Raw genomic sequence first — 21031 nt, 5'->3', positions numbered from 1 at the left:
GTGAGCGCTTACGGGACGCTTCGGTGAGATTTTTCGGGAGCTTGCGAACGCAGTGCTCCGGCTGGCGCGGCGCCGGCTTTTGCCGGCGTCCGCGCCGGTGCGGGCACGCATGAACCGTGCCCGCAGCAGCGTTTATGCGGCGAGTTTCGACGCCGCGTCGTTCACCTGCTCACGCGAAATCGCGAGTTCTTCGAGGTGCGCGTCGGCATAGACGCCGCCGGTTTCGCGCTCGAGGCGGGCGATCGTCAGCGCGCAACGCGCGATGTCCTTCGGCATCGCGATGAAGCGCTTGACCGATTCGCCGGACGTGAATGCATCGAACAGCGCGCCGCGCACGTCGTCCGGAAGCGTCTTGGTCCATTGGTACGGCTTGCCGTTGAACGTGATCGACGGCGGCAGCGTGCGTTCCTTCTTGGTGGCCGTGATGAGGCCGTAGGTACGTGCGGCGTCGCCGATCTGCTCGGGCGAAAAGAGTTCGTCGGGCGTGATGTCGAACTGCTCGATGTAGTTCTCGATCGCCCGCATCGCTGCGGCACGGTCGTCGCGCTTCTTCTGCGCGCGCGCGACGATGTCGCGCAGCTCGTCCGCTTCCTCGGACGTGATCGTGAAGCTCGCCTGCTTCTGCTGAAGTTCGGAGAAACGCTGGAATTCTTGATCGTTCAGAAGTTTGGCCATGACATCCATCGGATACGACGGCCGCGACAGCCGGCCGCCGTAGTTTTTGAGAGGGCCGCTATTCTAGCGTAGCGCGGCGTCCGCGCATCCGGAAACGGTCTGCGGAATGCCGGTACGAACGCCTGCGCGACCGGCGCGCATCGCATACCGCGTGGGCGGCGTCGCACTGGCCTGCCCGACCCGCTGACCGAACGACCGCCCGCCGCGCCCGACCGCCCGACCACTTTCAACGCGGTCGCCCGCTCAACCACATTCAGCAAGTCTCCGCGCGGCACATCGACAACTGGCCTGCCGTATCGCGCAGCCTTGCGACGACCACCTCCACGGACGGCGCCATGTGCGCGTCGATCCGGCGCATGTACGGGCAGGTCAGCACCGCGATCGCATGGCCGGCCGGGCCGAGGATCGGCGCGCTCAGGTCGGTGACGCCGTATGCCTGGCGGCTGTCCTGGCGCACGTAGCCGGACTGGCGGATGGACTGGCACGCGTGCGCGAGTTCCTGCTCGTTCATCGGCGTTTCACCCTTGACCTTGCGATGCTCGACCAGCATGTGCGCGCGCTGCTCGGTACCCTGGAACGACAGCATCACGCGTCCCGACGCCGTATCGGCAAGCCCGACGCGCGAGCCGAGCCGCACCGACACGCCCCACGGGCCGGGGCCGTCCACCTGTGCGATCACGAGCAGGTTGCCGCGATCGTAGACGGTCAGATGGCACGACTGTTCGGCCGCATCGGCGAAGCGCTGCATCAGCGGCAAGGCCTCGGCGATCAGCCGGTTCATCGGCGGATGGCGGTGCGCGAGCGCGAACAGTTTCAGGCTGAGCGTGTAACGGTCGCCGCCGCTCGAGCGCATCACGTAGCGGCGCGCGACGAGACGTTCGAGCATCCGGTAGATCTCGCTCGCGTTGCGGCCGAGCTCCTTCGTGATTTCGGTGCGGGTGAGTCCTTCCTTTTGTTCCGACAGGAGTTCGAGAATGTCGAGCCCCTTGTCGAGGGCGGGTGCGCGATAGCGGTCGGCTGCGCCCATCGACGCCCGTGCGTCGCTGCCGGGGAGCGGGTTATTGGTCGTTTGCGTCATGGTAGGAAGTCCGGGAATAGCCAATCGGTTGGCGACGCACGCTGGCCGGTTTGCACGCAGATTCGCGAAGCCGCATGCGGATGTGACTGCCGTCCGGACGAGCCTGACAATAAACGTTCAGTGTGCAATGCGGCGTCTTTTTGCCGATCGTTGTCCAGCAAGAACGGATCACGTGCCGTTCCCGATGACAGGGTCGTAAGAAATATTCGACATTCATCTTTCGGTATCGAAGGACCGCAGCATTGGGCGTAAAGCCGATGGTTCGGCGGCCCCGATGCTGCTGTGCAATCTCCGCAGGCGCACCAATAGTCGGTATCCGTCGCGCGCCACTTCACGGCGGGCCGCCGATGGTACAAAGAGCGGCGGGCCAGCGACGGTGCGGCCGCGCGTGAAGCCGACCGGCATCGGCCGGCACATGGCGCGGATGCCGGGCCGTCGTCGCCGATGCGCAGACCGGCGGCCGCCCGTTCGATGCGCGTCGCACCCGGTGCGGCGCCGCGATCGCTGCGCCTGCGCGAGCCTCGCGTGTCGATTGGCCTGCCGGATTCGGGGGCCGACGCGCGTCATCGACGATCGGCATTCAGTCCGGCGCGTGGCCGTCAGCGGCCGCGTCGGCCGGTATCCTGTCACATTCGACAACAGAGGTTGAGCACGATGAAACTGCTTCGCTATGGCCCGTCGGGCCAGGAAAAGCCCGGTATTCTCGACGCGGACGGCCGGATTCGCGACCTGTCCGCGCACGTGCCGGATCTTGCCGGCGACGCGCTGTCCGACGCCGGTCTCGCGCGCCTGCGCGCGATCGACCCGGCCACGCTGCCGCTCGTCTCCGGCGAGCCGCGCATCGGCGCCTGCGTCGGGCGCGTCGGCAAGTTCATCGGCATTGGTCTCAACTATGCCGATCACGCAGCCGAAGCCGGCATGCCGGTGCCGAAGGAACCCGTGGTGTTCGGCAAGTGGACCAGTTCGATCTGCGGCCCGAACGACGGCATCGACATCCCGAAGGGCTCCGTGAAGACGGACTGGGAAGTCGAGCTGGGCGTCGTGATCGGCGCGACGTGCAAGGACGTCGACGAAGCGCGCGCGCTGGATTACGTCGCCGGCTACTGCGTCGTCAACGACGTGTCCGAGCGCGAGTGGCAGATCGAGCGCGGCGGCCAGTGGGACAAGGGCAAGGGCTTCGACACGTTCGGCCCGATCGGCCCGTGGCTCGTCACGCGCGACGAGGTGCCCGATCCGCAGCGCCTCGACCTGTGGCTCGAGATCGACGGCCACCGCTATCAGAACGGCAACACGCGCACGATGGTGTTCACCGTCGCGCAACTGATCGCCTACCTGTCGACCTGCATGACGCTGCAACCGGGCGACGTGATCACGACCGGTACGCCGCCGGGCGTCGGGATGGGCATCAAGCCGTCGCCGGTGTTCCTGAAGGCCGGTCAGACGGTGCGCCTCGGGATCGCGGGGCTCGGCGAGCAGTTACAGAGCACGCGCAACGCGCAGTGAGCGCTCGCGCGGCGCGGGCGAGGCTGGCGGACGTAACCGGCTGGCTATCCGCCAGCGCCGCCGGACCCGTCGCCGGATCGCCGGCGGCGACCGACGCGAGTCGAGCGCCGACCCCGATGCAACAAAGACAAGGGCCCGGTTCCGCATGACGCGGAAGCGGGCCCTTGTCGTTCATCCGCGTTGGGACTCGGCGGATCAGACGACGTTGCCCAGCTCGCAATGGGCTTCGAGGCGATACCCGTCGGGATCGACGACGAACGCCGCGTAATAGCCGGGGCCGTAGTGCTCGCGTTTGCCAGGCCCGCCGTTGTCCTGTCCGCCGTGCTGCAGCGCGGCGCGGTAGAACGCATCGACTTCCACCGGCGACGCTGCGCGAAACGACAGGTGCAACCCTGAATCGGGATCGGCGACGACCGGACGCGCCGCGTGCTGCAACCACAGCACCGGTTCGCTGGTGCCGTAGCCGAGGGATCCGTCGTCGCTGTACAGCCGCTTGTAACCGAGCGCGCCGAGCGTGCTGTCGTAGAACGCGCGGCTGCGGTCGATGTGGGCAACGCCGAACGAAAGGTGATCGATCATCTGTGGCTCCTTGAACTGAAGGGGGGCATCAGTGCAGCAAACCTGCTTACAACCACCAGGCCATCCGCTTGTGGCGAAGCGCGCCCAGCATGCTGTCGTGGAACGCGCGGCTGCGGCCGGTGTGGACAACGTCGTGCGAAAAACGATCGATCATCTGTGGCTCCTTGAACTAAAGAGGGGACATCACAGCAGCAAACCCGTTTTTAACCACCATGCTGGTTATGTTAGGAAGCGCCCGGATGCTTGTCAACCGGCATGGTGGTTAGATACGATCGCGTCATGAGCAAAACGCAACCTTCCGTCACGACGGACTGCCTGGTTCCGGCGCCGTCCGAAACGCTGAGCATCGATTTCGCGAACACGCTGTACTGGCGTGGCGCCGACGTGCCGACCGAAACCTTCGGCACGCTGGACGACCTGTTCACGTGGTGCCGCGAGCAGGCTGGCGTGCCGGCCGGCCTGGCCGACGCGTGTCGCGCACAAGCACAAGAGACCGAGAAGGAGGACGCGCCGGCGATGCTGACGCGCGCGCTCGCGCTGCGCGAGGCGTTGTACCGGCTCTTTCACGCGCAGGCCGAGCGGCGCGAGCCGCAAGCCGACGATCTCGCGCTGCTGGGCGGTTTTCTGGCGGAAGCGGCGCCGCGCGTCGCGCTCGCGCGGATCGACGGCGGTTACGCGTGGCGGATCGGGGCAGCGGGCGCGACGCTCGCGGGGCTGCTGAGCCCGGTGCTGTGGTCGGCGACCGACCTGCTCGGCGGCGCGCGCCTCGCGAAGGTCAAGCGCTGCGCGAACGACGCATGCCAGTGGCTGTTCATCGACGACAGCAAGAACGGCAGCCGCCGCTGGTGCTCGATGTCGTCCTGCGGCAATCGCGCGAAGGCGTACCGCCACTATCACAAGGCCGATTGACGGCAGCGCGCGTCCCTGTGCGTCACGCGTCGATCGCGCCCATCCCGCCCGAACCTATTTCGCCGACAGCTTCCGCCACAGCGTCGTCTTGCTGATGCCGAGTATCGCGCACGCGCGATCGCGATCGCCGCCGCACGCATCGAGCACCGCGCGGATCTCGTCTGCTTCCGCGCGACGGCGGCGCGCGTGGAGCGTCTGCGCGTCGGTGGCGTCGGCATCGGCCGCATCGGGCGGCGCCGCGAACAGCTCGGGTGCGATCGCCTGCAGCGCATCGGGCGCGAGTGCCGCGCACGCGGCGCCCGGATCGTGCTCGTCGACCTCCTCGGCGAGTTCCACCGCGATCCGCTCGACCACGTTCTGCAGTTCCCGCACGTTGCCGGGCCAGCGGTAGCGCGCGAGCGTCGCCTGCGTCGCGCCGATCACGCGCATCGCATCGTCGGCCTCGCGTATGCGTTCGGCCAGCCGCGGCTCGCGCCGCGCGGCCTGCACGAGCAGCGTGGCCGCCAGCGCCGGAATGTCGGCGGCGCGCTCGCGCAGCGGCGGCAGGCCGACGTTCAGGATGTTGAGCCGGTAATACAGGTCCGCGCGGAACGTGCCGGCCTCGACGGCCGCGAGCAGCGGCCGGTGCGTCGCGGCGATCACGCGCACGTCGATGCGGATCGGCTCGGTCGAGCCGAGACGGATCACCTCGCGCTCCTGCAGCACGCGCAGCAGCCGGCTTTGCAGCGACGGCGGCATCTCGCCGATCTCGTCGAGAAACAGCGTGCCGCGGTGCGCGGCCTCGAACAGCCCGGTCTTGCCGCCGCGCCGCGCGCCGGTGAACGCGCCTTCCTCGTAACCGAACAGCTCGCTCTCGAGCAGCGCCTCCGGAAACGCGCCGCAGTTGATCGCGACGAACGGATAGCTGCGCCGCACCGACAGCGCGTGCAGGCTCTGCGCGATCATTTCCTTGCCGGTGCCGCTTTCGCCGAGCACGAGCACGGTCGCATCGGATTTCGCGTAGCGGCGCACGAGATCGCGCACGCGCGCCATCGGCGCGGACGCGCCGACCACGTCGTCGAGCGTGTAGCGCGCCGCGAACTGCTGCGTGTTCGGCTGCGAACGCAGCGCGCGGTCGAGCCGTTCGACCGCGCGCGATTCCTGGAACGTCAGCACGCTGCCCGACGTGACGCCGCGATCGACGAGCGGCCCGCGATGCACGACGTAGCGCACGCCGCGCACGGTCGCGAGCGCGTCGCCGTCCTCGCCGCGCAGCGTGCGCAGTTCCGGACGCAGGTCGACGAGCGCGCGGCCGACGGCCGCCGCGGGTTCGACCCCGAGCGCCGACGCGAGCCGCTCGTTGATGGCTTCGACGCGGCCGCGCGCGTCGAGCGCGACCACGCCGTCGCGCAGGTGCTGCAGCAGGTTGTCGAGCCGCTGGCGGCGAAACGCCTCGGCGTGCGTCGCGTACGCGACCTCGAGCGCCGTCTCGACCGCCTTGCGCACCGACGCGTGCGAATACAGGAACACCGCGCCCATGCCGGCGCTCGCCGCGAGATCGGTGACGAGGCCGGGGCCGACGATCGTCTCGATGCCGCGGTCGTGCAGGTCGTGCACGCAGGCTTCCGCTTCCTGCGCGGACTGATATGACGCAAACTGCACGTCGAGGCCGTAGGCGGCGACGAAGCGGCGCACTTCGGGCGGCGTCTCGCCGGCGCTGACGAGCGCGATCCGCGACGCGTCGCGCCGCGCGCGCGCGAGCGCCTGCATCACGTCGAAGCCGGTCGGCGACACGACCACGACCGGCACCTGCGCACGCGTTTTCAGGAAGCCGCCGTTGGAGCCGGCTGCGACGATCACGTCGGGGCGCGCGGTGCCGGCCTCCGCGATCGCGCTCAGCGCGTCTTCATAGGCCCGCGTGACGATGCGCACGTCGGCGCGTTCGTCGAATTCGCCGGCGATCTCGCGAAACAGGTCGCGCAGGCGGCTGATGCCCATCGCCCAGATGCGCGGACGCACCGTGCGGTCGGCCGGGCCGACGGGCTTGGTCGAGGAGAGGTCCATGGCGACCGATTATGCGCGCGCGATTTCATTTTTGAAACCTGAAATTGCTGAAATGAAATCATTGGGCGCTGCCTCGCCCATGCCGGTTGCTTAAAAATCAGTGGGTTAGCCCCGCTTCACAAGCTGGCCCGGTCCTTGCTGTTCATGGTCATTCCTTCAGGAGGCCGTTCATGAGCAACACGCATCTTCAGAGCGCCGGCGCGAAATTCCGCGCGGCAGTCGCGGCCGAGCAGCCGCTGCAGGTGGTCGGCGCGATCACCGCGTACGCAGCCAAGATGGCGCAGGCCGTCGGCTTCAAGGCCGTGTACCTGTCGGGCGGCGGCGTCGCCGCGAATTCGCTCGGCATTCCCGATCTCGGCATCAGCACGATGGAAGACGTGCTGATCGACGCGAACCGGATCACCAACGCGACCGACCTGCCGCTGCTCGTCGACATCGATACGGGCTGGGGCGGCGCGTTCAACATCGCGCGCACGGTTCGTTCGTTCATCAAGGCCGGTGTCGCGGCCGTCCACCTCGAGGACCAGGTCGGCCAGAAGCGTTGCGGCCACCGTCCGGGCAAGGAAGTCGTGCCGACCGACGAAATGGTCGATCGCGTGAAGGCCGCGGTCGACGCGCGCACCGACGACCAGTTCGTGATCATGGCCCGCACCGACGCGGCCGCTGCAGAAGGGATCGACGCCGCGATCGAGCGCGCGATCGCCTACGTGGAAGCCGGCGCGGACATGATCTTCCCGGAAGCGATGAAGACGCTCGACGACTATCGCCGCTTCAAGGCCGCGGTGAAGGTGCCGATCCTCGCGAACCTGACCGAGTTCGGCTCGACGCCGCTGTTCACGCTCGACGAGCTGCGCGAGGCGAACGTCGACATCGCGCTGTACTGCTGCGGCGCGTATCGCGCGATGAACAAGGCCGCGCTGAATTTCTACGAGACGCTGCGCCGCGACGGCACGCAGAAGGCGGCGGTGCCGACCATGCAGACCCGCGCCGAGCTGTACGACTTCCTCGGCTATCACGCGTACGAGCAAAAGCTCGACGAACTGTTCGCGCAGGGCAAGAAGTAACGCGGCCCGCGCGCCGGGACACGGTTCCCGGAACGCTTTGCATGAAGCCGGGCCGCGCGCACGAGCGCCGCGCCCGGCCGACGTGACACCCCAGATACCCATTGGAGAACGGAAACATGAGCGAGACGAAAGACGCAGCAGCACCGGCCGCCGCAGGCGCATTCAAGCCGAAGAAGTCGGTGGCGCTGTCGGGCGTGACGGCCGGCAACACGGCGCTGTGCACGGTCGGCAAGACCGGCAACGACCTGCACTATCGCGGCTACGACATTCTCGACGTCGCCGAATCGTGCGAGTTCGAGGAAATCGCGCACCTGCTCGTGCACGGCACGCTGCCGAACCTGACCGAACTCGCCGCATACAAGACCAAGCTGCGCGCGCTGCGCGGCCTGCCGAGCGCGCTGAAGGCCGCGCTCGAGCAGATCCCGGCGTCGGCTCATCCGATGGACGTGATGCGCACCGGCGTGTCGGTGCTCGGCACCGTGCTGCCGGAGAAGGACGATCACAACCTGCCGGGCGCGCGCGACATCGCCGACCGCCTGATGGCGTCGCTCGGCTCGATGCTGCTTTACTGGTATCACTTCTCGCACAACGGCAAGCGCATCGAGACGGAAACCGACGACGACTCGATCGGCGGCCACTTCCTGCACCTGCTGCACGGCAAGACGCCGTCGAAGTCGTGGGTCGACGCGATGCACACGTCGCTGATCCTGTACGCGGAGCACGAGTTCAACGCATCGACGTTCACCGGCCGCGTGATCGCGGGCACGGGTTCGGACATCTATTCGGCGATCACCGGCGCGATCGGCGCGCTGCGCGGGCCGAAGCACGGCGGCGCGAACGAAGTCGCGTATGAAATCCAGAGCCGCTACAGCTCGCCGGACGACGCCGAGGCCGATATCCGCCGCCGCGTCGAGAACAAGGAAGTCGTGATCGGCTTCGGCCACCCGGTCTACACGATCTCCGATCCGCGCAACAAGGTGATCAAGGGCGTCGCGCACAAGCTGTCGAAGGAAGCGGGCGACCTGAAGCTGTACAGCATCGCCGAGCGCCTGGAATCGGTGATGTGGGACGCGAAGAAGATGTTCCCGAACCTCGACTGGTTCAGCGCGGTGTCGTATCACATGATGGGCGTGCCGACCGCGATGTTCACGCCGCTGTTCGTGATCTCGCGCACGTCCGGCTGGAGCGCGCACATCATCGAGCAGCGCGTCGACAACAAGATCATCCGCCCGAGCGCGAACTACACGGGTCCGGAAGACCTGCAGTTCGTGCCGATCGAGAAGCGCTGATCTTCGGCCGCGCGCGCCGGCGCCCGTGATGCGGGCCGCCGGCGCGCGCGCAACGTCTTACCCCGAATTCCGCCCCACATCATGAATACCGCCAACCGCAAACCCCTGCCCGGCACGTCGCTGGACTACTTCGACGCACGTGCCGCGGTCGAAGCGATCGCCCCCGGCGCGTACGACACGCTGCCGTACACGTCGCGCGTGCTCGCCGAAAACCTCGTGCGCCGCTGCGATCCGGCGATCCTCGCCGAGTCGCTGAAGCAGATCATCGAGCGCAAGCGCGAACGCGACTTCCCGTGGTTCCCGGCGCGCGTGGTGTGCCACGACATCCTCGGCCAGACGGCGCTCGTCGACCTCGCGGGCCTGCGCGACGCGATCGCCGAGCGCGGCGGCGACCCGGCTAAGGTGAACCCGGTCGTGCCCGTGCAGCTGATCGTCGACCACTCGCTCGCCGTCGAGTGCGGCGGCTTCGATCCGGACGCGTTCGCGAAGAACCGCGCGATCGAGGATCGCCGCAACGAGGATCGCTTCCACTTCATCGAATGGACCAAGCGGTCGTTCGAGAACGTCGACGTGATCCCGCCGGGCAACGGCATCATGCACCAGATCAACCTCGAGAAGATGTCGCCGGTGATCCAGGCGCAGGACGGCGTCGCGTTCCCGGACACCTGCGTCGGCACCGACAGCCATACGCCGCACGTCGACGCGCTCGGCGTGATCGCGATCGGCGTGGGCGGGCTGGAAGCGGAGAACGTGATGCTCGGCCGCGCATCGTGGATGCGCCTGCCCGACATCGTCGGCGTCGAACTGACCGGCAAGCGCCAGCCCGGCATCACGGCAACCGACGTGGTGCTCGCGCTGACCGAGTTCCTGCGCAAGGAAAAGGTGGTCGGCGCGTATCTGGAATTCCGCGGCGAAGGCGCGGCGAGCCTCACGCTCGGCGATCGCGCGACGATCTCGAACATGGCGCCTGAATACGGCGCGACGGCCGCGATGTTCTTCATCGACGGCCAGACGACCGACTACCTGCGCCTCACCGGCCGCAGCGACGAGCAGGTGAAGCTGGTCGAGACCTACGCGAAGGCGGCGGGCCTGTGGGCCGATACGCTGAACAATGCGCAATACGAGCGCACGCTGACGTTCGACCTGTCGAGCGTCGTGCGCAACATGGCCGGCCCGTCGAACCCGCACAAGCGGCTGCCGACGTCCGACCTCGCCGCGCGCGGCATCGCTGGCCAGTGGGAAGAGAAGGCGGGCGAGATGCCCGACGGTGCGGTGATCATCGCCGCGATCACGAGCTGCACGAACACCAGCAACCCGCGCAACGTGATCGCCGCGGCCTTGCTCGCGCGCAACGCGAACGCGCGCGGCCTCACGCGCAAGCCGTGGGTGAAGAGCTCGCTCGCGCCGGGCTCGAAGGCGGTCGAGCTGTATCTGGAAGAAGCGAACCTGCTGCCGGAGCTCGAGAAGCTCGGCTTCGGCATCGTCGCGTTCGCGTGCACGACCTGCAACGGGATGTCGGGCGCGCTCGATCCGAAGATCCAGCAGGAGATCGTCGATCGCGACCTGTACGCGACGGCCGTGCTGTCCGGCAACCGCAACTTCGACGGCCGTATCCACCCGTATGCGAAGCAGGCGTTCCTCGCGTCGCCGCCGCTCGTCGTCGCGTATGCGATCGCCGGCACGATCCGCTTCGACATCGAGAAGGACGTGCTGGGCCACGACCAGGACGGCAAGCCCGTCACGCTGAAGGACATCTGGCCGACCGACGAGGAGATCGACGCGATCGTCGCGTCGAGCGTGAAACCCGAGCAATTCCGCAAGGTCTACGAACCGATGTTCGCGCGCGCGGCCGATGCGGGCGAGCGCGCGGCGCCGCTGTACGACTGGCGCGCGCAGAGCACGTACATCCGCCGCCCGCCGTACTGGGAAGGCGCGCTGGCCGGCGAGCGCACGCTCAAGGGCATGCGCCCGCTCGCGGTCCTCGGCGACAACATCACGACCGACCACCTGTCGCCGTCGAACGCGATCCTCGCGAACAGCGCGGCCGGCGAATACCTCGCGAAGATGGGCCTGCCGGAAGAAGACTTCAACTCGTACGCGACGCACCGGGGAGACCACCTGACCGCGCAGCGCGCGACCTTCGCGAACCCGACGCTGATCAACGAGATGGCGGTCGTCGACGGCGCGGTGAAGAAGGGCTCGCTCGCGCGCGTCGAGCCGGACGGCAAGGTCATGCGGATGTGGGAAGCGATCGAGACGTACATGAATCGCAAGCAGCCGCTGATCGTGATCGCGGGCGCCGACTACGGCCAGGGCTCGTCGCGCGACTGGGCCGCGAAGGGCGTGCGGCTCGCGGGCGTCGAGGCGATCGTCGCCGAGGGCTTCGAGCGGATCCACCGCACGAACCTGATCGGGATGGGCGTGCTGCCGCTCGAGTTCAAGCCGGGCACGAACCGCACGACGCTCGGCATCGACGGCACCGAGACCTTCGACGTGATCGGCGAGCGCACGCCGCGTGCCGATCTCACGCTGGTGATTCACCGCAAGAACGGCGAGCGCGTGGAAGTGCCGGTGACGTGCCGGCTCGATACGGCCGAGGAAGTGTCGATCTACGACGCGGGCGGCGTGCTGCAGCGCTTCGCGCAGGACTTCCTCGAATCGTCGCAGGCGGCTTGACCGGGTCACACAGGGACAACACAAACATGGCTCACATTCCTCAAATCAGGATTCCGGCGACCTACATGCGCGGCGGCACCAGCAAGGGCGTGTTCTTCCGGCTGCAGGACCTGCCGGACGCCGCGCAGGCGCCGGGCGCCGCGCGCGACGCGCTGCTCTTGCGCGTGATCGGCAGCCCCGATCCGTACGGCAAGCAGATCGACGGGATGGGCGGCGCGACGTCGTCCACCAGCAAGACGGTGATCGTGTCGAAGAGCACGCGGCCGGGGCATGATGTCGACTACCTGTTCGGACAGGTCGCGATCGACCGCGCGTTCGTCGACTGGACCGGCAACTGCGGCAACCTGTCGGCGGCGGTCGGCCCGTTCGCGATCAGCGGCGGCCTCGTCGATGCGTCGCGCGTGCCGCGCGACGGCGTCGCGACCGTGCGGATCTGGCAGGCGAACATCGGCAAGACGATCGTCGCGCACGTGCCGGTCACGAACGGCGCGGTGCAGGAGACGGGCGATTTCGAACTGGACGGCGTCACGTTCCCGGCCGCCGAAGTGCAGCTCGAGTTCATGGACCCGGCCGCCGACGAAGAGGGCGCGGGCGGCTCGATGTTCCCGACCGGCAACCTGGTCGACGACCTCGCCGTGCCGGGTATCGGCACGCTGAAGGCGACGATGATCAACGCGGGGATTCCGACCATCTTCGTCGAGGCGGAAGCGATCGGCTATACGGGCACGGAGCTGCAGGACGCGATCAACGGCGACCCGAAGGCGCTCGAGAAGTTCGAGACGATCCGCGCGCACGGCGCGCTGCGCATGGGGCTGATCGACACGCTCGACGAGATCGCGACGCGGCAGCACACGCCGAAGGTCGCGTTCGTCGCGAAGCCGGCCGACTATGTCGCGTCGAGCGGCAAGCGCGTGAATGCGGGCGACGTCGACCTGCTGGTGCGGGCGATGTCGATGGGCAAGCTGCACCACGCGATGATGGGCACGGCGGCGGTCGCGATCGGCACGGCCGCGGCGATCCCTGGCACGCTCGTCAACCTTGCGGCGGGCGGCGGTGAGCGTAATGCGGTGCGCTTCGGGCATCCGTCGGGCACGCTGCGCGTCGGCGCGGAAGCGCAGCTCGAGAACGGCGAATGGACCGTCACGAAGGCGATCATGAGCCGCAGCGCGCGCGTGCTGATGGAAGGCTGGGTGCGGGTGCCGGGGGATGCGTTCTGAGCTTTCCGCGGTTCGTGCGTGCAGCCCTGCAGCGCTGAACCGGACCGATCCCTGCGAAGCGGACCCGCTGCGCAGGGATTTTTTCGTTTGGCGCATGCGTGACGAAGGCAATTCGCTATTCAACGCGTGGGATCGGTGACCGTACCGGTGCGCGGAAGCGCACTCCGGTCGTGATGCACGGATCCGCGCTGGCGTGAGTCATCGCAGATCGATCCCAAAGCATGGGACCCACGTGAGCACTAAAGCGCTAACGTGGATCGACCGCGAAGAACGGGACCCGCGTAAGCGCTAAAGGGCTAACGCGGATCGACCGCGAAGCATGGGATCCACGTAAGCGCTAAAGCGCTAACGTGGATCGACAGGAGAATCGCATGTCGCTTGATGCGCCGCTTGCCGGCGTCCACATCGTCGAATTCGAAGGCCTCGGCCCCGGCCCGCTCGCGGGCTGGATGCTCGCCGGGATGGGCGCGCGCATCACGCTGATCGCGCGTCCGGCGGGCCGCACCAGCGCACCGGACGCGCTGCAGGGCCGCGACGGCGACCTGCTGCGCGAAGGCAAGACGATCGTCGAACTCGATCTGAAGACGCCGGCCGGCCGCGATGCGGCGCTCGCGCTGATCGCCCAGGCCGACGCGCTGATCGAGGGCCTGCGTCCCGGCGTGATGGAACGCCTCGGCCTCGGGCCCGACGATTGCGCGCGCCACAACCCGAAGCTCGTGTATGGGCGCATGACGGGCTGGGGCCAGGGCGGCCCGCTCGCGACGGCCGCCGGGCATGACCTGAACTACGTCGCGCTGACGGGGCTGCTGTCGCTGTCGGCACCGCGCGACGGCCGGCCCGGCGTGCCGCCGACCGTCGTCGGCGATGCGGGCGGCGCGCTCGGGCTCGCGTTCGGGATCGTCTGCGCGCTGTTCGACGTGCGCGGCGGCGGCCCGGGGCGCGTGGTCGACGGCGCGATCGTCGACATCGTGTCGATGCTCGGCTCGCTCGCGTTGTGGGCACGCGCGAACGGGCAGCTCGATGGCGCGCAGCCGAGCCTCTTCCACGATGCGCCGTTCTACGACGTGTATCGATGCGCGGACGGCGAATGCGTGACGATCGGCGCGCTCGAGCCGCCGTTCTATGCGTTGCTGGTCGAGCTGCTCGGTTTGAGCGACGTCGATCCGGCGTCGCAGTACGATCGCGCGCGCTGGCCGGCGCTGAAGGCACGTTTCGCGGAGGTGTTCGCGCAACGGCCGTCCGCGCACTGGCGCGCGCTGCTCGAAGGGACGGACGCGTGCTTCGCGCCGGTGCTGAGCGTGGCCGAAGCACTGGAGCATCCGCACAATGCGGCGCGCGGGATCTATCGAACTGACGAGAACGGGAACGTGCGGGCGCGTGTGGCGCCGCGTTTTTTGCCACTGGCGGGCGATGGGGCCGAGTAGCGCGTCGAGCCTCACGGTTCGGGAGCAAACCTGGCGCGGTCAGTAGGGCATTCAGGATAGAGCTAAATTTGGTGCTAAATAAGGTACAGTAAAAATTCAGTCAAACCAGGAGCGAGCATGCCCCACACCATTCTGGCCAGCGTGACGGCGAGCGTTTCGGAGCTGAAGCGGAACCCGATGGGAACCGTGGCGGCGGGCGAGGGCTTCCCGGTCGCGATCCTGAATCACAACGAACCCGCGTTCTACTGCATCCCGGCGAAGACATGGGAGGCGATGGTCGAACGTCTCGAAGATATAGAAGACAACGCGCTCGCCGATTCACGCGCCAAGGGGAAAGTCGTCAAGGTCAACCTGAATGACCTTTGAACTCGCCTTTCTCGAACCTGCATTGAAGGAGTGGAAGAAGCTCGATCGCACCGTTCGCGATCAGTTCAAGGCGAGAATTGCCGAACGGCTCGAAAATCCTCGCATTCCTTCGGCGAAACCGCACGGTCATCCGGACCGCTACAAGATCAAGCTGCGCAGTGTCGGCTATCGCCTCGTGTACGAAGTGCGCGAGGCGGAGGTCGTCGTGCTGGTGGTCGCTGTGGGGCGTCGCGAGTGCGATGCCGTCTATCTCGCTGCGATGAAACGCTAGCGCGACACGCGTTGCGGCTTCGGCGTTTCGCGGCTTATCTCATCGAGCCGGCCGGCGGCGCCCGTCACGCCGTTTCCTCCCGCGCATCCGGCATCTTGCCGTCGCCGACGCGGTTGATCGTGCCTTGCGCGATCGCGACGAGCCGCTCGTGGTCCCCGTCGATGACGAACACATGACACTGGCAGGTCGCCTGGTGCCGGCCCGCGTAGACGACCTTCGCGCGCGCAACGAGCGTGCCGTTCACGGCCGGCCGCAGGTAGTTGATCTTGTATTCGGCGGTGATGACGCGCGGGCCGAGCACCAGCGCGCCGGCGAACGTCAGCGCGTTGTCGGCGAGATAGCCGATCACGCCGCCGTGCACGAAGCCGTGCTGCTGCCGCAGTTCTTCCCGCACGGGCAGGCACAGCGACACTTCGTTGTCGCCGATATGCATCAGCTCCGTGCCCAGCAGCATGCTGAACGGTTGCGCGCGCAATGCGCCGCGCGCGTGGTCCGTGATGTCCGTCATCGACTTCCCCAATGCGTGTCCGCTTGCGCTGAACTCTAGGAAGGGGGCCGCGGATAAGCAAGGAAATTCGTCCGCATTTCATGCAGATGCCAGCGCGATGCGACGTGATGATTGCGTCGAACGCGCATGTTGTCCTCGTTTGCCGGCGATTCGACGGGAATGGTGGGGACTGGCCGGGCGCCGCTCGCCGGATGTTCCTAAAGTCCGACGAAGAAATGCCGCTAATGCCGGGGCATTGCTTCATCGTCGGCTCTCCAGGAATCTCCCCCATGTTCGGAAAAATCAAGCTCGCGTCGGGTCTGCTCGGCGTGTTGACCGTGTTTTGCCTCTTTCTGTTCGCGATCGAGGCGCTCGGCTTCTGGGCGCTCGCGTCGACGCGCAGCGGCGTCGACGATCTGTCGAACGTCGCGATCGCGCAGGTCGACGCGGCCAGCCAGGCGACCGAGCGCCTGCTCGACGCCCGCGTGAACCTGTCGCGCGCCGGCACGCGGATGGTGCGCGGCGGCCCGAAGCCCGACGAGATCATCCGTCATGCCAGCGCTTCGCTCGGCGAAGCGGACAAGGCGTTCGCCGCGCTGACGGCCGCACAGGCCGTCGACGCGACGAACCGCGCGCGCGTCGCGGCGCTCGCCGAGCGCTATCGCGCGCTGCGCGGCGCGCTGGGCGAACTCGTGCAGTTCCTCGACGCCGACAACATCCAGGCGTTCCTCGACCAGCCGACCCAAGGCTTCCAGGACGCGTATCTCGCCGAACTGCACCGCTTCGCCGACTACGGCGGCGCGTCGAGCCGCGACGCGCTCGCCACGATCGACAGCGGGATGCAGTGGTTCAAGTGGGTCGGCATCGTGCTGCTGGTGGCGATGCTTGCGGCAAGCGCGGCCATCTACGCGGCCGCGCGGCGCGCGGTCGTCGCGCCGCTGGACGAAGCCGGCCGCCATTTCGAGCGGATCGCGCAGGGCCGGCTCGACGAAGCCGTGCGGGCGGGCGGCGTGTTCGAGATCGACCGGATGCTGCGCGGCCTCGCCGCGATGCAGGCGAGCATCGCGGACACCGTGCGCACCGTGCGTCACGCATCCGACGCGATCCACCTCGGCGCGGGCGAGATCGCCGGCGGCAACGCGGACCTGTCCGCGCGCACGGGCACGCAGGCCGCGTCGCTCGAGGAAACCGCCGCGAGCATGGAGGAACTGACCGCGACCGTGCGCCAGAACACCGACAGCGCACGTGCGGCCAGCGCGCTGGCCGACGCGGCGCTCGACGCGACGCGCCACGGCGGCGGCGTGGTCGACAGCGTGATCGACCGGATGCGCGGCATCGCGCAGAGCTCCGGGCGGATCGCGGAGATCATTTCGGTGATCGACGGCATCGCGTTCCAGACCAACATTCTCGCGCTGAACGCGGCGGTCGAGGCCGCGCGGGCCGGCGAGCAGGGTCGCGGTTTCGCGGTGGTCGCGGGCGAAGTGCGCTCGCTCGCGCAGCGCAGCGCGCAATCGGCGAAGGAGATCAAGGCGCTGATCGAGGAGTCGGTCGCGCAGATCGACGGCGGCTCGGAACTCGTCGAACGGGCCGGCGACGCGATGCGGACGGTCTCGGCGTCGATCACGCGGGTCGTGCAGACGATGTCGGAGATTACGGCCGCGTCGGTCGAGCAGACCGTCGGCATCGAGCAGGTCAACCAGGCCGTCACGCAAATGGACCAGCTGACGCAGCAGAACGCGGCACTGGTGGAGGAAGTCGCGGCGGCGGCTGCGTCGCTGAACGACCAGACCGCGCACCTGATGCAGGCGGTGTCGGTGTTCGAACTGGGCGACGCGCGCGCGGCTCGCGGGGTTCGCGACGAGCGCGGGTCGGCGTCGCCGGCCGACGCCGGTTACGAAACGGCGGGCAGCGCCGCGTAAGCGGTCGCGAGGTGGTAGGGCGTCGTCGACGGCATGTCGGCGCGCGACACCTGCCCGTCGGCCGTCTTGCACTCGAACCAGCCGCGCGGATGCAGGAAGCGCGCGGCGAAGCGCTCGATCTGCCGCGCGAGCGGCGCGGACGCCGGCGTGCCGCCGTGCGTCGCGAGCGCGCGCAGGTATTCGGTCTGCGCCCAGATCCGCTGCGTGCCGTCGATACAGGCCCCGTGCGCGTCGACCGCCGCGCACACGGCGCCCGTCTGCGGATCGACGCCGTGCTGCTCGGCGAACGCGAACGCGCGCGCGAGTGCGCCGGGCAGCCCGGTTTGCGCGAGGCGCGCGCCGGCCGCGTCGACCAGATAGAACCACTCGAACTGATGGCCGGGCTCGAAGCGGTTGTCGGCCGCCCCGAGCGGCAGCTCGGCGACGCAGCCGGTCGCGGTATCGACGAACGTGCGTTCGACGGCCTGCGCGGTGCGCGCGAGCGCATCGTCGAACGCCGCGTCGCCGAACGCATCGGCGGCCGCGAGCCACGCTTCGGTCAGGTGCATCAGCGGGTTCTGCAGCGCGCCGCTGCCCGACGACGAGAAATCGGCGTGACGCGCGGCGTCGAGCAGCGCGTCGCCCGGCTGCGGCGCGAAGCGGTCCTGGATCAGCGCGGCGGTGTCCTCGGCGGCCGCGCGCGCCGCGGCGTCGCCCGACGCCGCATGCCACGCGGCACACGCGAACACGACGAACGCGTGCGTATAGAGGTCCTTGGTCGTGTCGAGCGGCGCGCCCTGCGCGTCGACGCTGTAGAACCAGCCGCCGTGGCGCGGATCGCGGAAGCGGCTGCACAGCGAGTCGAACAGCGTGGCCGCGTGCGCGATGTTGCCGGCCTGCGCGAACACGAACAGCTGCCGCGCGCAGGCCATGGCGCGATAGCGGGTGACGGGCAGCGGTGCATGGCTGGCCGGGTCGACGGCCTCGAACGGTAGCCGCAGCGTGTGGTCGAACCCTGAACCCTGCCAGATCGGCAAGACGACGTGCGCGAAATGACGGCGCAGCTGGGCGGCCTGGGCGGAAGCGGAGTCGGAAACGGACATGACGGGGTTATGCGCTTGGATCGAAACGTGTCGGCGCGGCCCGGAGGATCGGCGCGGCCGGGGCCAAGGATAAAACATTCCGCGCGGCCGACGCCAAAAAAGGAGAGAAATCGGATGCTCGGCAACCTGGAACTCGTGATGCGGCTGGTTCTCGCGGCTGCGCTCGGCAGCGTCATCGGCTTTGAGCGCGAGCGCCTTTCCTGGGCGGCCGGCCTGCGCACGCACATGCTGGTCTGTGTCGGTTCGACGCTCATCATGATCGTGTCGGCATTCGGTTTCGCCGATGTGCTGGGCAGTAGCGACCACGTCGTGCTCGATCCGTCGCGGATCGCCGCGCAGGTGGTATCGGGGATCGGTTTCCTCGGCGCGGGCTCGATCCTGCTGCGCGGCGAGATCGTGCGCGGGCTCACGACGGCCGCGAGCCTGTGGTCGGTCGCCGCGATCGGCCTCGCGGTAGGCGGCGGCCTGTACGTCGCGGCGATTGCCGCGACGCTCATCATCCTGATCATCCTGGCCGGCATCAAGCCGCTCGAGCGGCGGTACTTCACTGTGCGGCAGCGGCGCCAGCTCGCGCTGACGGTGGTGAGCGGCGCGCTGACGTTCGATTCGCTGCACGCGGCGCTCGGCCCCGACAGCGCGCGCGTGAAGCAATTCATCGTGCAGCGCGCCGACGACACGGGCGAGCACGACGAGGTGCGCATCGCGCTCGGGCGCGTGTCGGATCTCGAATACCGCGCGATCTGCGACAAGCTGCGCGGGCTGTCGTGCGTGACGCGATTCGAGCAAGGCGGCGGGTTGCCGGGCGACGAATAGACGGCATCCGATCGGCCGGATCGGCGATCGGTCATGCGACAATGGCCGGTCACTGATTCCGTTCGACCTTCGGTTCCGCGCTCGCGGGCCTGCAATCCGACTCCATGACCGAATCCGTTTCCGTGCCTCGCTCCCGTTCCCATTCCCGCTCCGACCGTTCATCGGCCCGTTCGCGCCCGCGTTCCGCCGCGGCCGCGGCAGACACCGCCGCCAAGGCAACCGCGCGGTCCGGCAACGCGGGCGGCGATGCGCCGCGGGACGAACACACGCTCGACCTGTTCGGCGATCCAGTGCGCGAGCCGGCTGCGCGTGCGCCGGCCGTCACGCGTGATGACGCGGTGGTGGACGCCGAGACGGTGGCCGCCGTTGCGGACGGCGAGGACGCCGCTCGGCAGGCGACGCTGGACGGATTCGCGACGCCGGGCGCCGCTGCCGATGCGGCCGAGCCGGCTCCCGACGTCGCGACGACGACGGAGTCTGCTTCGACGCGTGGAACCGGCGATGCGCTTGATGCCGATGTCGTGCCTGCGCCCGCTGCCGACACGACGAAGCCGGGCGGGGCGCGGCTGTCCGATGATGGCGCCGCGCGCGCAGCCGGTGAGCCGGCAACCGACGGCGGCCCGATGAAGGCCGGCAGCGTGTCGGAAGCCGGCGGCGCGGCCGGGACGAACACCGATCGTTCGACCGCGAATGCCGATGCGGTGCGGGGGGCGGTCGATGCGGTCACCGCCGATCGTCTCGTGAAAGCGGGCGGCGAGGCCGAAGGCGCCGCCGTGCCGGTCACACTCGATGACGCGGCGCGGGCGCCCGGCGAGACCACGAAGGAGCGTCGCGCATCCTCCCGCGGCAAGCGACGTGCGACTGCCGGCACGCGCGAAGCGGCAGCGCTAGCGGTGCGTAGTGCGCCGGGAGCAGTGGCTGTCGGCGCCGGGTCGGAAGCGGCTCCGGCGCAGCACACTGCGCCGACCGCCGAACCGCAGGCGAGCGCCGAACCGCAAGCGACCGCCGAACCGCAAGCGACCGCCGAACCGGCCGAGCCGGTCGCTGCCGCGATTGCCGCGAGTACCCGTGATGCTGCGCGAGCAGCCGCAGCGCCGGCCTCGCCGGTCGTGCAGCCGGTGGCTTCCGCGGCGTCGTTCGTGACGAAGCCGTCGGCGGATCGCGCGCAACCGGCCGCGTCGAGCGGGCCAGCCTTCGATCCCGACACGCATCTGCGCCCGCTGTCGGATCGGCTCGCCACCCTGCAGGCCGACACGGCCGGCATGAAGCAGGCGGCCGATCGCGAGATGCGTCGCGTCAACCGGCTGCTGCTGGCACTGGCGATCGTCGTGTTCGCGGGGCTCACCGCACTGGTGCTGCAAACACGGCAGATCGCGCACCTGAAGCAGGAACTGGATGCCCGGCAACAGCGGATCGACCGGCTGGCTGCCGATCTGTCGACGCAGCAGGCAACGCTGATGACGCTCGCGGAACACCACGAAGCGATGCTGTCGCAGGTCGACCGGCTGCAACGCAATGCGAACCGCGAGGCGGCGGCCGCGAAGCGCGTGCGTCGAACGCACTAAATCGTCCGACCCTATCTGCAAACCCCGGCCTGGCAAGGCGCGTCGCGGGAGACCGTCCATTGGCCGTTGCA

18 protein-coding genes are annotated in these 21031 nt (G+C 68.6%); 12 read left to right on the top strand and 6 right to left on the bottom strand.

What is annotated here, in order from left to right:
* Nucleotides 1–132 precede the first annotated feature (132 nt).
* A complete protein-coding gene (locus U4Z31_RS07965; RefSeq protein WP_321809915.1) occupies nt 133–684 on the bottom strand; it encodes a hypothetical protein in 552 nt (183 codons plus the stop codon).
* A gap of 244 nt (nt 685–928) precedes the next feature.
* Nucleotides 929–1753 carry an IclR family transcriptional regulator gene (locus U4Z31_RS07960; protein WP_185500306.1) on the bottom strand — a complete coding sequence of 275 codons (825 nt, stop codon included), beginning with the start codon at nt 1751–1753 and terminating at the stop codon, nt 929–931.
* Between the two features lie 654 nt (nt 1754–2407).
* Between U4Z31_RS07960 and U4Z31_RS07955 the strand changes: the two genes are divergently transcribed.
* Nucleotides 2408–3256 carry an ureidoglycolate lyase gene (locus tag U4Z31_RS07955; protein WP_044845006.1) on the top strand — a complete coding sequence of 283 codons (849 nt, stop codon included), beginning with the start codon at nt 2408–2410 and terminating at the stop codon, nt 3254–3256.
* Nucleotides 3257–3451: 195 nt separating this feature from the next.
* Here U4Z31_RS07955 and U4Z31_RS07950 read toward each other — a convergent pair whose 3' ends face one another.
* The gene (locus U4Z31_RS07950) at nt 3452–3835 is read right to left on the bottom strand and encodes a VOC family protein (RefSeq protein WP_044845007.1); all 384 of its coding nucleotides are present in this window, start codon (nt 3833–3835) and stop codon (nt 3452–3454) included.
* Nucleotides 3836–4090: 255 nt separating this feature from the next.
* On the opposite strand from U4Z31_RS07950, the gene U4Z31_RS07945 reads away from it, so the two are divergent.
* Complete coding sequence (locus tag U4Z31_RS07945) at nt 4091–4744, top strand: CGNR zinc finger domain-containing protein (protein WP_321809914.1); 654 nt, start codon at nt 4091–4093, stop codon at nt 4742–4744.
* Nucleotides 4745–4798: 54 nt separating this feature from the next.
* Here U4Z31_RS07945 and prpR read toward each other — a convergent pair whose 3' ends face one another.
* Nucleotides 4799–6787 carry a propionate catabolism operon regulatory protein PrpR gene (gene prpR / locus U4Z31_RS07940; RefSeq protein WP_321809913.1) on the bottom strand — a complete coding sequence of 663 codons (1989 nt, stop codon included), beginning with the start codon at nt 6785–6787 and terminating at the stop codon, nt 4799–4801.
* A 170-nt stretch (nt 6788–6957) separates the two neighbouring features.
* Between prpR and prpB the strand changes: the two genes are divergently transcribed.
* The 7 genes from prpB to U4Z31_RS07905 all read left to right on the top strand — a co-directional run bounded on the left by prpB (nt 6958) and on the right by U4Z31_RS07905 (nt 15094).
* Complete coding sequence (gene prpB / locus U4Z31_RS07935; protein WP_044845010.1) at nt 6958–7851, top strand: methylisocitrate lyase; 894 nt, start codon at nt 6958–6960, stop codon at nt 7849–7851.
* Nucleotides 7852–7967: 116 nt separating this feature from the next.
* On the top strand, nt 7968–9140 hold the full coding sequence (prpC, locus tag U4Z31_RS07930) for a 2-methylcitrate synthase (RefSeq protein ID WP_044845011.1): 1173 nt from the start codon (nt 7968–7970) through the stop codon (nt 9138–9140).
* An 81-nt stretch (nt 9141–9221) separates the two neighbouring features.
* The gene (gene acnD / locus U4Z31_RS07925; protein WP_321809912.1) at nt 9222–11816 is read left to right on the top strand and encodes a Fe/S-dependent 2-methylisocitrate dehydratase AcnD; all 2595 of its coding nucleotides are present in this window, start codon (nt 9222–9224) and stop codon (nt 11814–11816) included.
* Nucleotides 11817–11842: 26 nt separating this feature from the next.
* Entirely contained in the window at nt 11843–13033 is a 1191-nt protein-coding gene (gene prpF / locus U4Z31_RS07920; protein WP_124520243.1) for a 2-methylaconitate cis-trans isomerase PrpF, read from the top strand.
* 371 nt (nt 13034–13404) lie between these two features.
* A complete protein-coding gene (locus tag U4Z31_RS07915; protein ID WP_321809911.1) occupies nt 13405–14457 on the top strand; it encodes a CaiB/BaiF CoA-transferase family protein in 1053 nt (350 codons plus the stop codon).
* A gap of 117 nt (nt 14458–14574) precedes the next feature.
* Entirely contained in the window at nt 14575–14823 is a 249-nt protein-coding gene (locus U4Z31_RS07910) for a type II toxin-antitoxin system Phd/YefM family antitoxin (RefSeq protein WP_124529169.1), read from the top strand.
* Nucleotides 14813–15094: a type II toxin-antitoxin system RelE/ParE family toxin gene (locus tag U4Z31_RS07905; protein ID WP_321809910.1), complete on the top strand. Its 282-nt coding sequence runs from the start codon at nt 14813–14815 to the stop codon at nt 15092–15094. Before U4Z31_RS07910 ends, U4Z31_RS07905 begins: the two co-directional genes overlap by 11 nt.
* Before the next feature lie 64 nt (nt 15095–15158).
* Here the strand turns inward: U4Z31_RS07905 and U4Z31_RS07900 are convergent, their stop codons facing one another.
* Nucleotides 15159–15602: a PaaI family thioesterase gene (locus U4Z31_RS07900; RefSeq protein ID WP_044845017.1), complete on the bottom strand. Its 444-nt coding sequence runs from the start codon at nt 15600–15602 to the stop codon at nt 15159–15161.
* 269 nt (nt 15603–15871) lie between these two features.
* Between U4Z31_RS07900 and U4Z31_RS07895 the strand changes: the two genes are divergently transcribed.
* Nucleotides 15872–17500, top strand: coding sequence for a methyl-accepting chemotaxis protein (locus tag U4Z31_RS07895; RefSeq protein ID WP_321809909.1), 1629 nt, complete (start codon nt 15872–15874; stop codon nt 17498–17500).
* Here U4Z31_RS07895 and U4Z31_RS07890 read toward each other — a convergent pair.
* The gene (locus tag U4Z31_RS07890) at nt 17473–18582 is read right to left on the bottom strand and encodes an AGE family epimerase/isomerase (protein ID WP_321809908.1); all 1110 of its coding nucleotides are present in this window, start codon (nt 18580–18582) and stop codon (nt 17473–17475) included. The genes U4Z31_RS07895 and U4Z31_RS07890 overlap by 28 nt on opposite strands.
* A gap of 114 nt (nt 18583–18696) precedes the next feature.
* Between U4Z31_RS07890 and U4Z31_RS07885 the strand changes: the two genes are divergently transcribed.
* Both U4Z31_RS07885 and U4Z31_RS07880 read left to right on the top strand, forming a co-directional pair.
* Nucleotides 18697–19395: an MgtC/SapB family protein gene (locus U4Z31_RS07885; protein WP_321809907.1), complete on the top strand. Its 699-nt coding sequence runs from the start codon at nt 18697–18699 to the stop codon at nt 19393–19395.
* 104 nt (nt 19396–19499) lie between these two features.
* Nucleotides 19500–20960 carry a flagellar hook-length control protein FliK gene (locus U4Z31_RS07880; protein WP_321809906.1) on the top strand — a complete coding sequence of 487 codons (1461 nt, stop codon included), beginning with the start codon at nt 19500–19502 and terminating at the stop codon, nt 20958–20960.
* The last annotated feature ends 71 nt before the right edge of the window (nt 20961–21031 follow it).

The sequence above is a fragment of the Burkholderia sp. BCC1985 genome, from assembly GCF_905339915.1.
Lineage (GTDB): Bacteria > Pseudomonadota > Gammaproteobacteria > Burkholderiales > Burkholderiaceae > Burkholderia.
Note: the sequence above shows the minus strand (reverse complement) of the source record. Positions and strands in the feature narration are given on the sequence as shown.

What these genes read in the sequence shown, in the direction of transcription:
- U4Z31_RS07960 (WP_185500306.1), bottom strand. Translation starts at nt 1,753, where the DNA reads ATGACGCAAACGACCAATAACCCGCTCCCCGGCAGCGACGCACGGGCG.
- acnD (WP_321809912.1), top strand. Translation starts at nt 9,222, where the DNA reads ATGAATACCGCCAACCGCAAACCCCTGCCCGGCACGTCGCTGGACTAC.
- U4Z31_RS07890 (WP_321809908.1), bottom strand. Translation starts at nt 18,582, where the DNA reads ATGTCCGTTTCCGACTCCGCTTCCGCCCAGGCCGCCCAGCTGCGCCGT.
- U4Z31_RS07910 (WP_124529169.1), top strand. Translation starts at nt 14,575, where the DNA reads ATGCCCCACACCATTCTGGCCAGCGTGACGGCGAGCGTTTCGGAGCTG.
- prpR (WP_321809913.1), bottom strand. Translation starts at nt 6,787, where the DNA reads ATGGACCTCTCCTCGACCAAGCCCGTCGGCCCGGCCGACCGCACGGTG.
- U4Z31_RS07900 (WP_044845017.1), bottom strand. Translation starts at nt 15,602, where the DNA reads ATGACGGACATCACGGACCACGCGCGCGGCGCATTGCGCGCGCAACCG.
- U4Z31_RS07965 (WP_321809915.1), bottom strand. Translation starts at nt 684, where the DNA reads ATGGATGTCATGGCCAAACTTCTGAACGATCAAGAATTCCAGCGTTTC.
- U4Z31_RS07945 (WP_321809914.1), top strand. Translation starts at nt 4,091, where the DNA reads ATGGTGGTTAGATACGATCGCGTCATGAGCAAAACGCAACCTTCCGTC.
- U4Z31_RS07905 (WP_321809910.1), top strand. Translation starts at nt 14,813, where the DNA reads ATGACCTTTGAACTCGCCTTTCTCGAACCTGCATTGAAGGAGTGGAAG.
- U4Z31_RS07955 (WP_044845006.1), top strand. Translation starts at nt 2,408, where the DNA reads ATGAAACTGCTTCGCTATGGCCCGTCGGGCCAGGAAAAGCCCGGTATT.
- U4Z31_RS07950 (WP_044845007.1), bottom strand. Translation starts at nt 3,835, where the DNA reads ATGATCGATCACCTTTCGTTCGGCGTTGCCCACATCGACCGCAGCCGC.
- U4Z31_RS07915 (WP_321809911.1), top strand. Translation starts at nt 13,405, where the DNA reads ATGTCGCTTGATGCGCCGCTTGCCGGCGTCCACATCGTCGAATTCGAA.
- U4Z31_RS07885 (WP_321809907.1), top strand. Translation starts at nt 18,697, where the DNA reads ATGCTCGGCAACCTGGAACTCGTGATGCGGCTGGTTCTCGCGGCTGCG.
- U4Z31_RS07880 (WP_321809906.1), top strand. Translation starts at nt 19,500, where the DNA reads ATGACCGAATCCGTTTCCGTGCCTCGCTCCCGTTCCCATTCCCGCTCC.
- prpF (WP_124520243.1), top strand. Translation starts at nt 11,843, where the DNA reads ATGGCTCACATTCCTCAAATCAGGATTCCGGCGACCTACATGCGCGGC.
- U4Z31_RS07895 (WP_321809909.1), top strand. Translation starts at nt 15,872, where the DNA reads ATGTTCGGAAAAATCAAGCTCGCGTCGGGTCTGCTCGGCGTGTTGACC.
- prpC (WP_044845011.1), top strand. Translation starts at nt 7,968, where the DNA reads ATGAGCGAGACGAAAGACGCAGCAGCACCGGCCGCCGCAGGCGCATTC.
- prpB (WP_044845010.1), top strand. Translation starts at nt 6,958, where the DNA reads ATGAGCAACACGCATCTTCAGAGCGCCGGCGCGAAATTCCGCGCGGCA.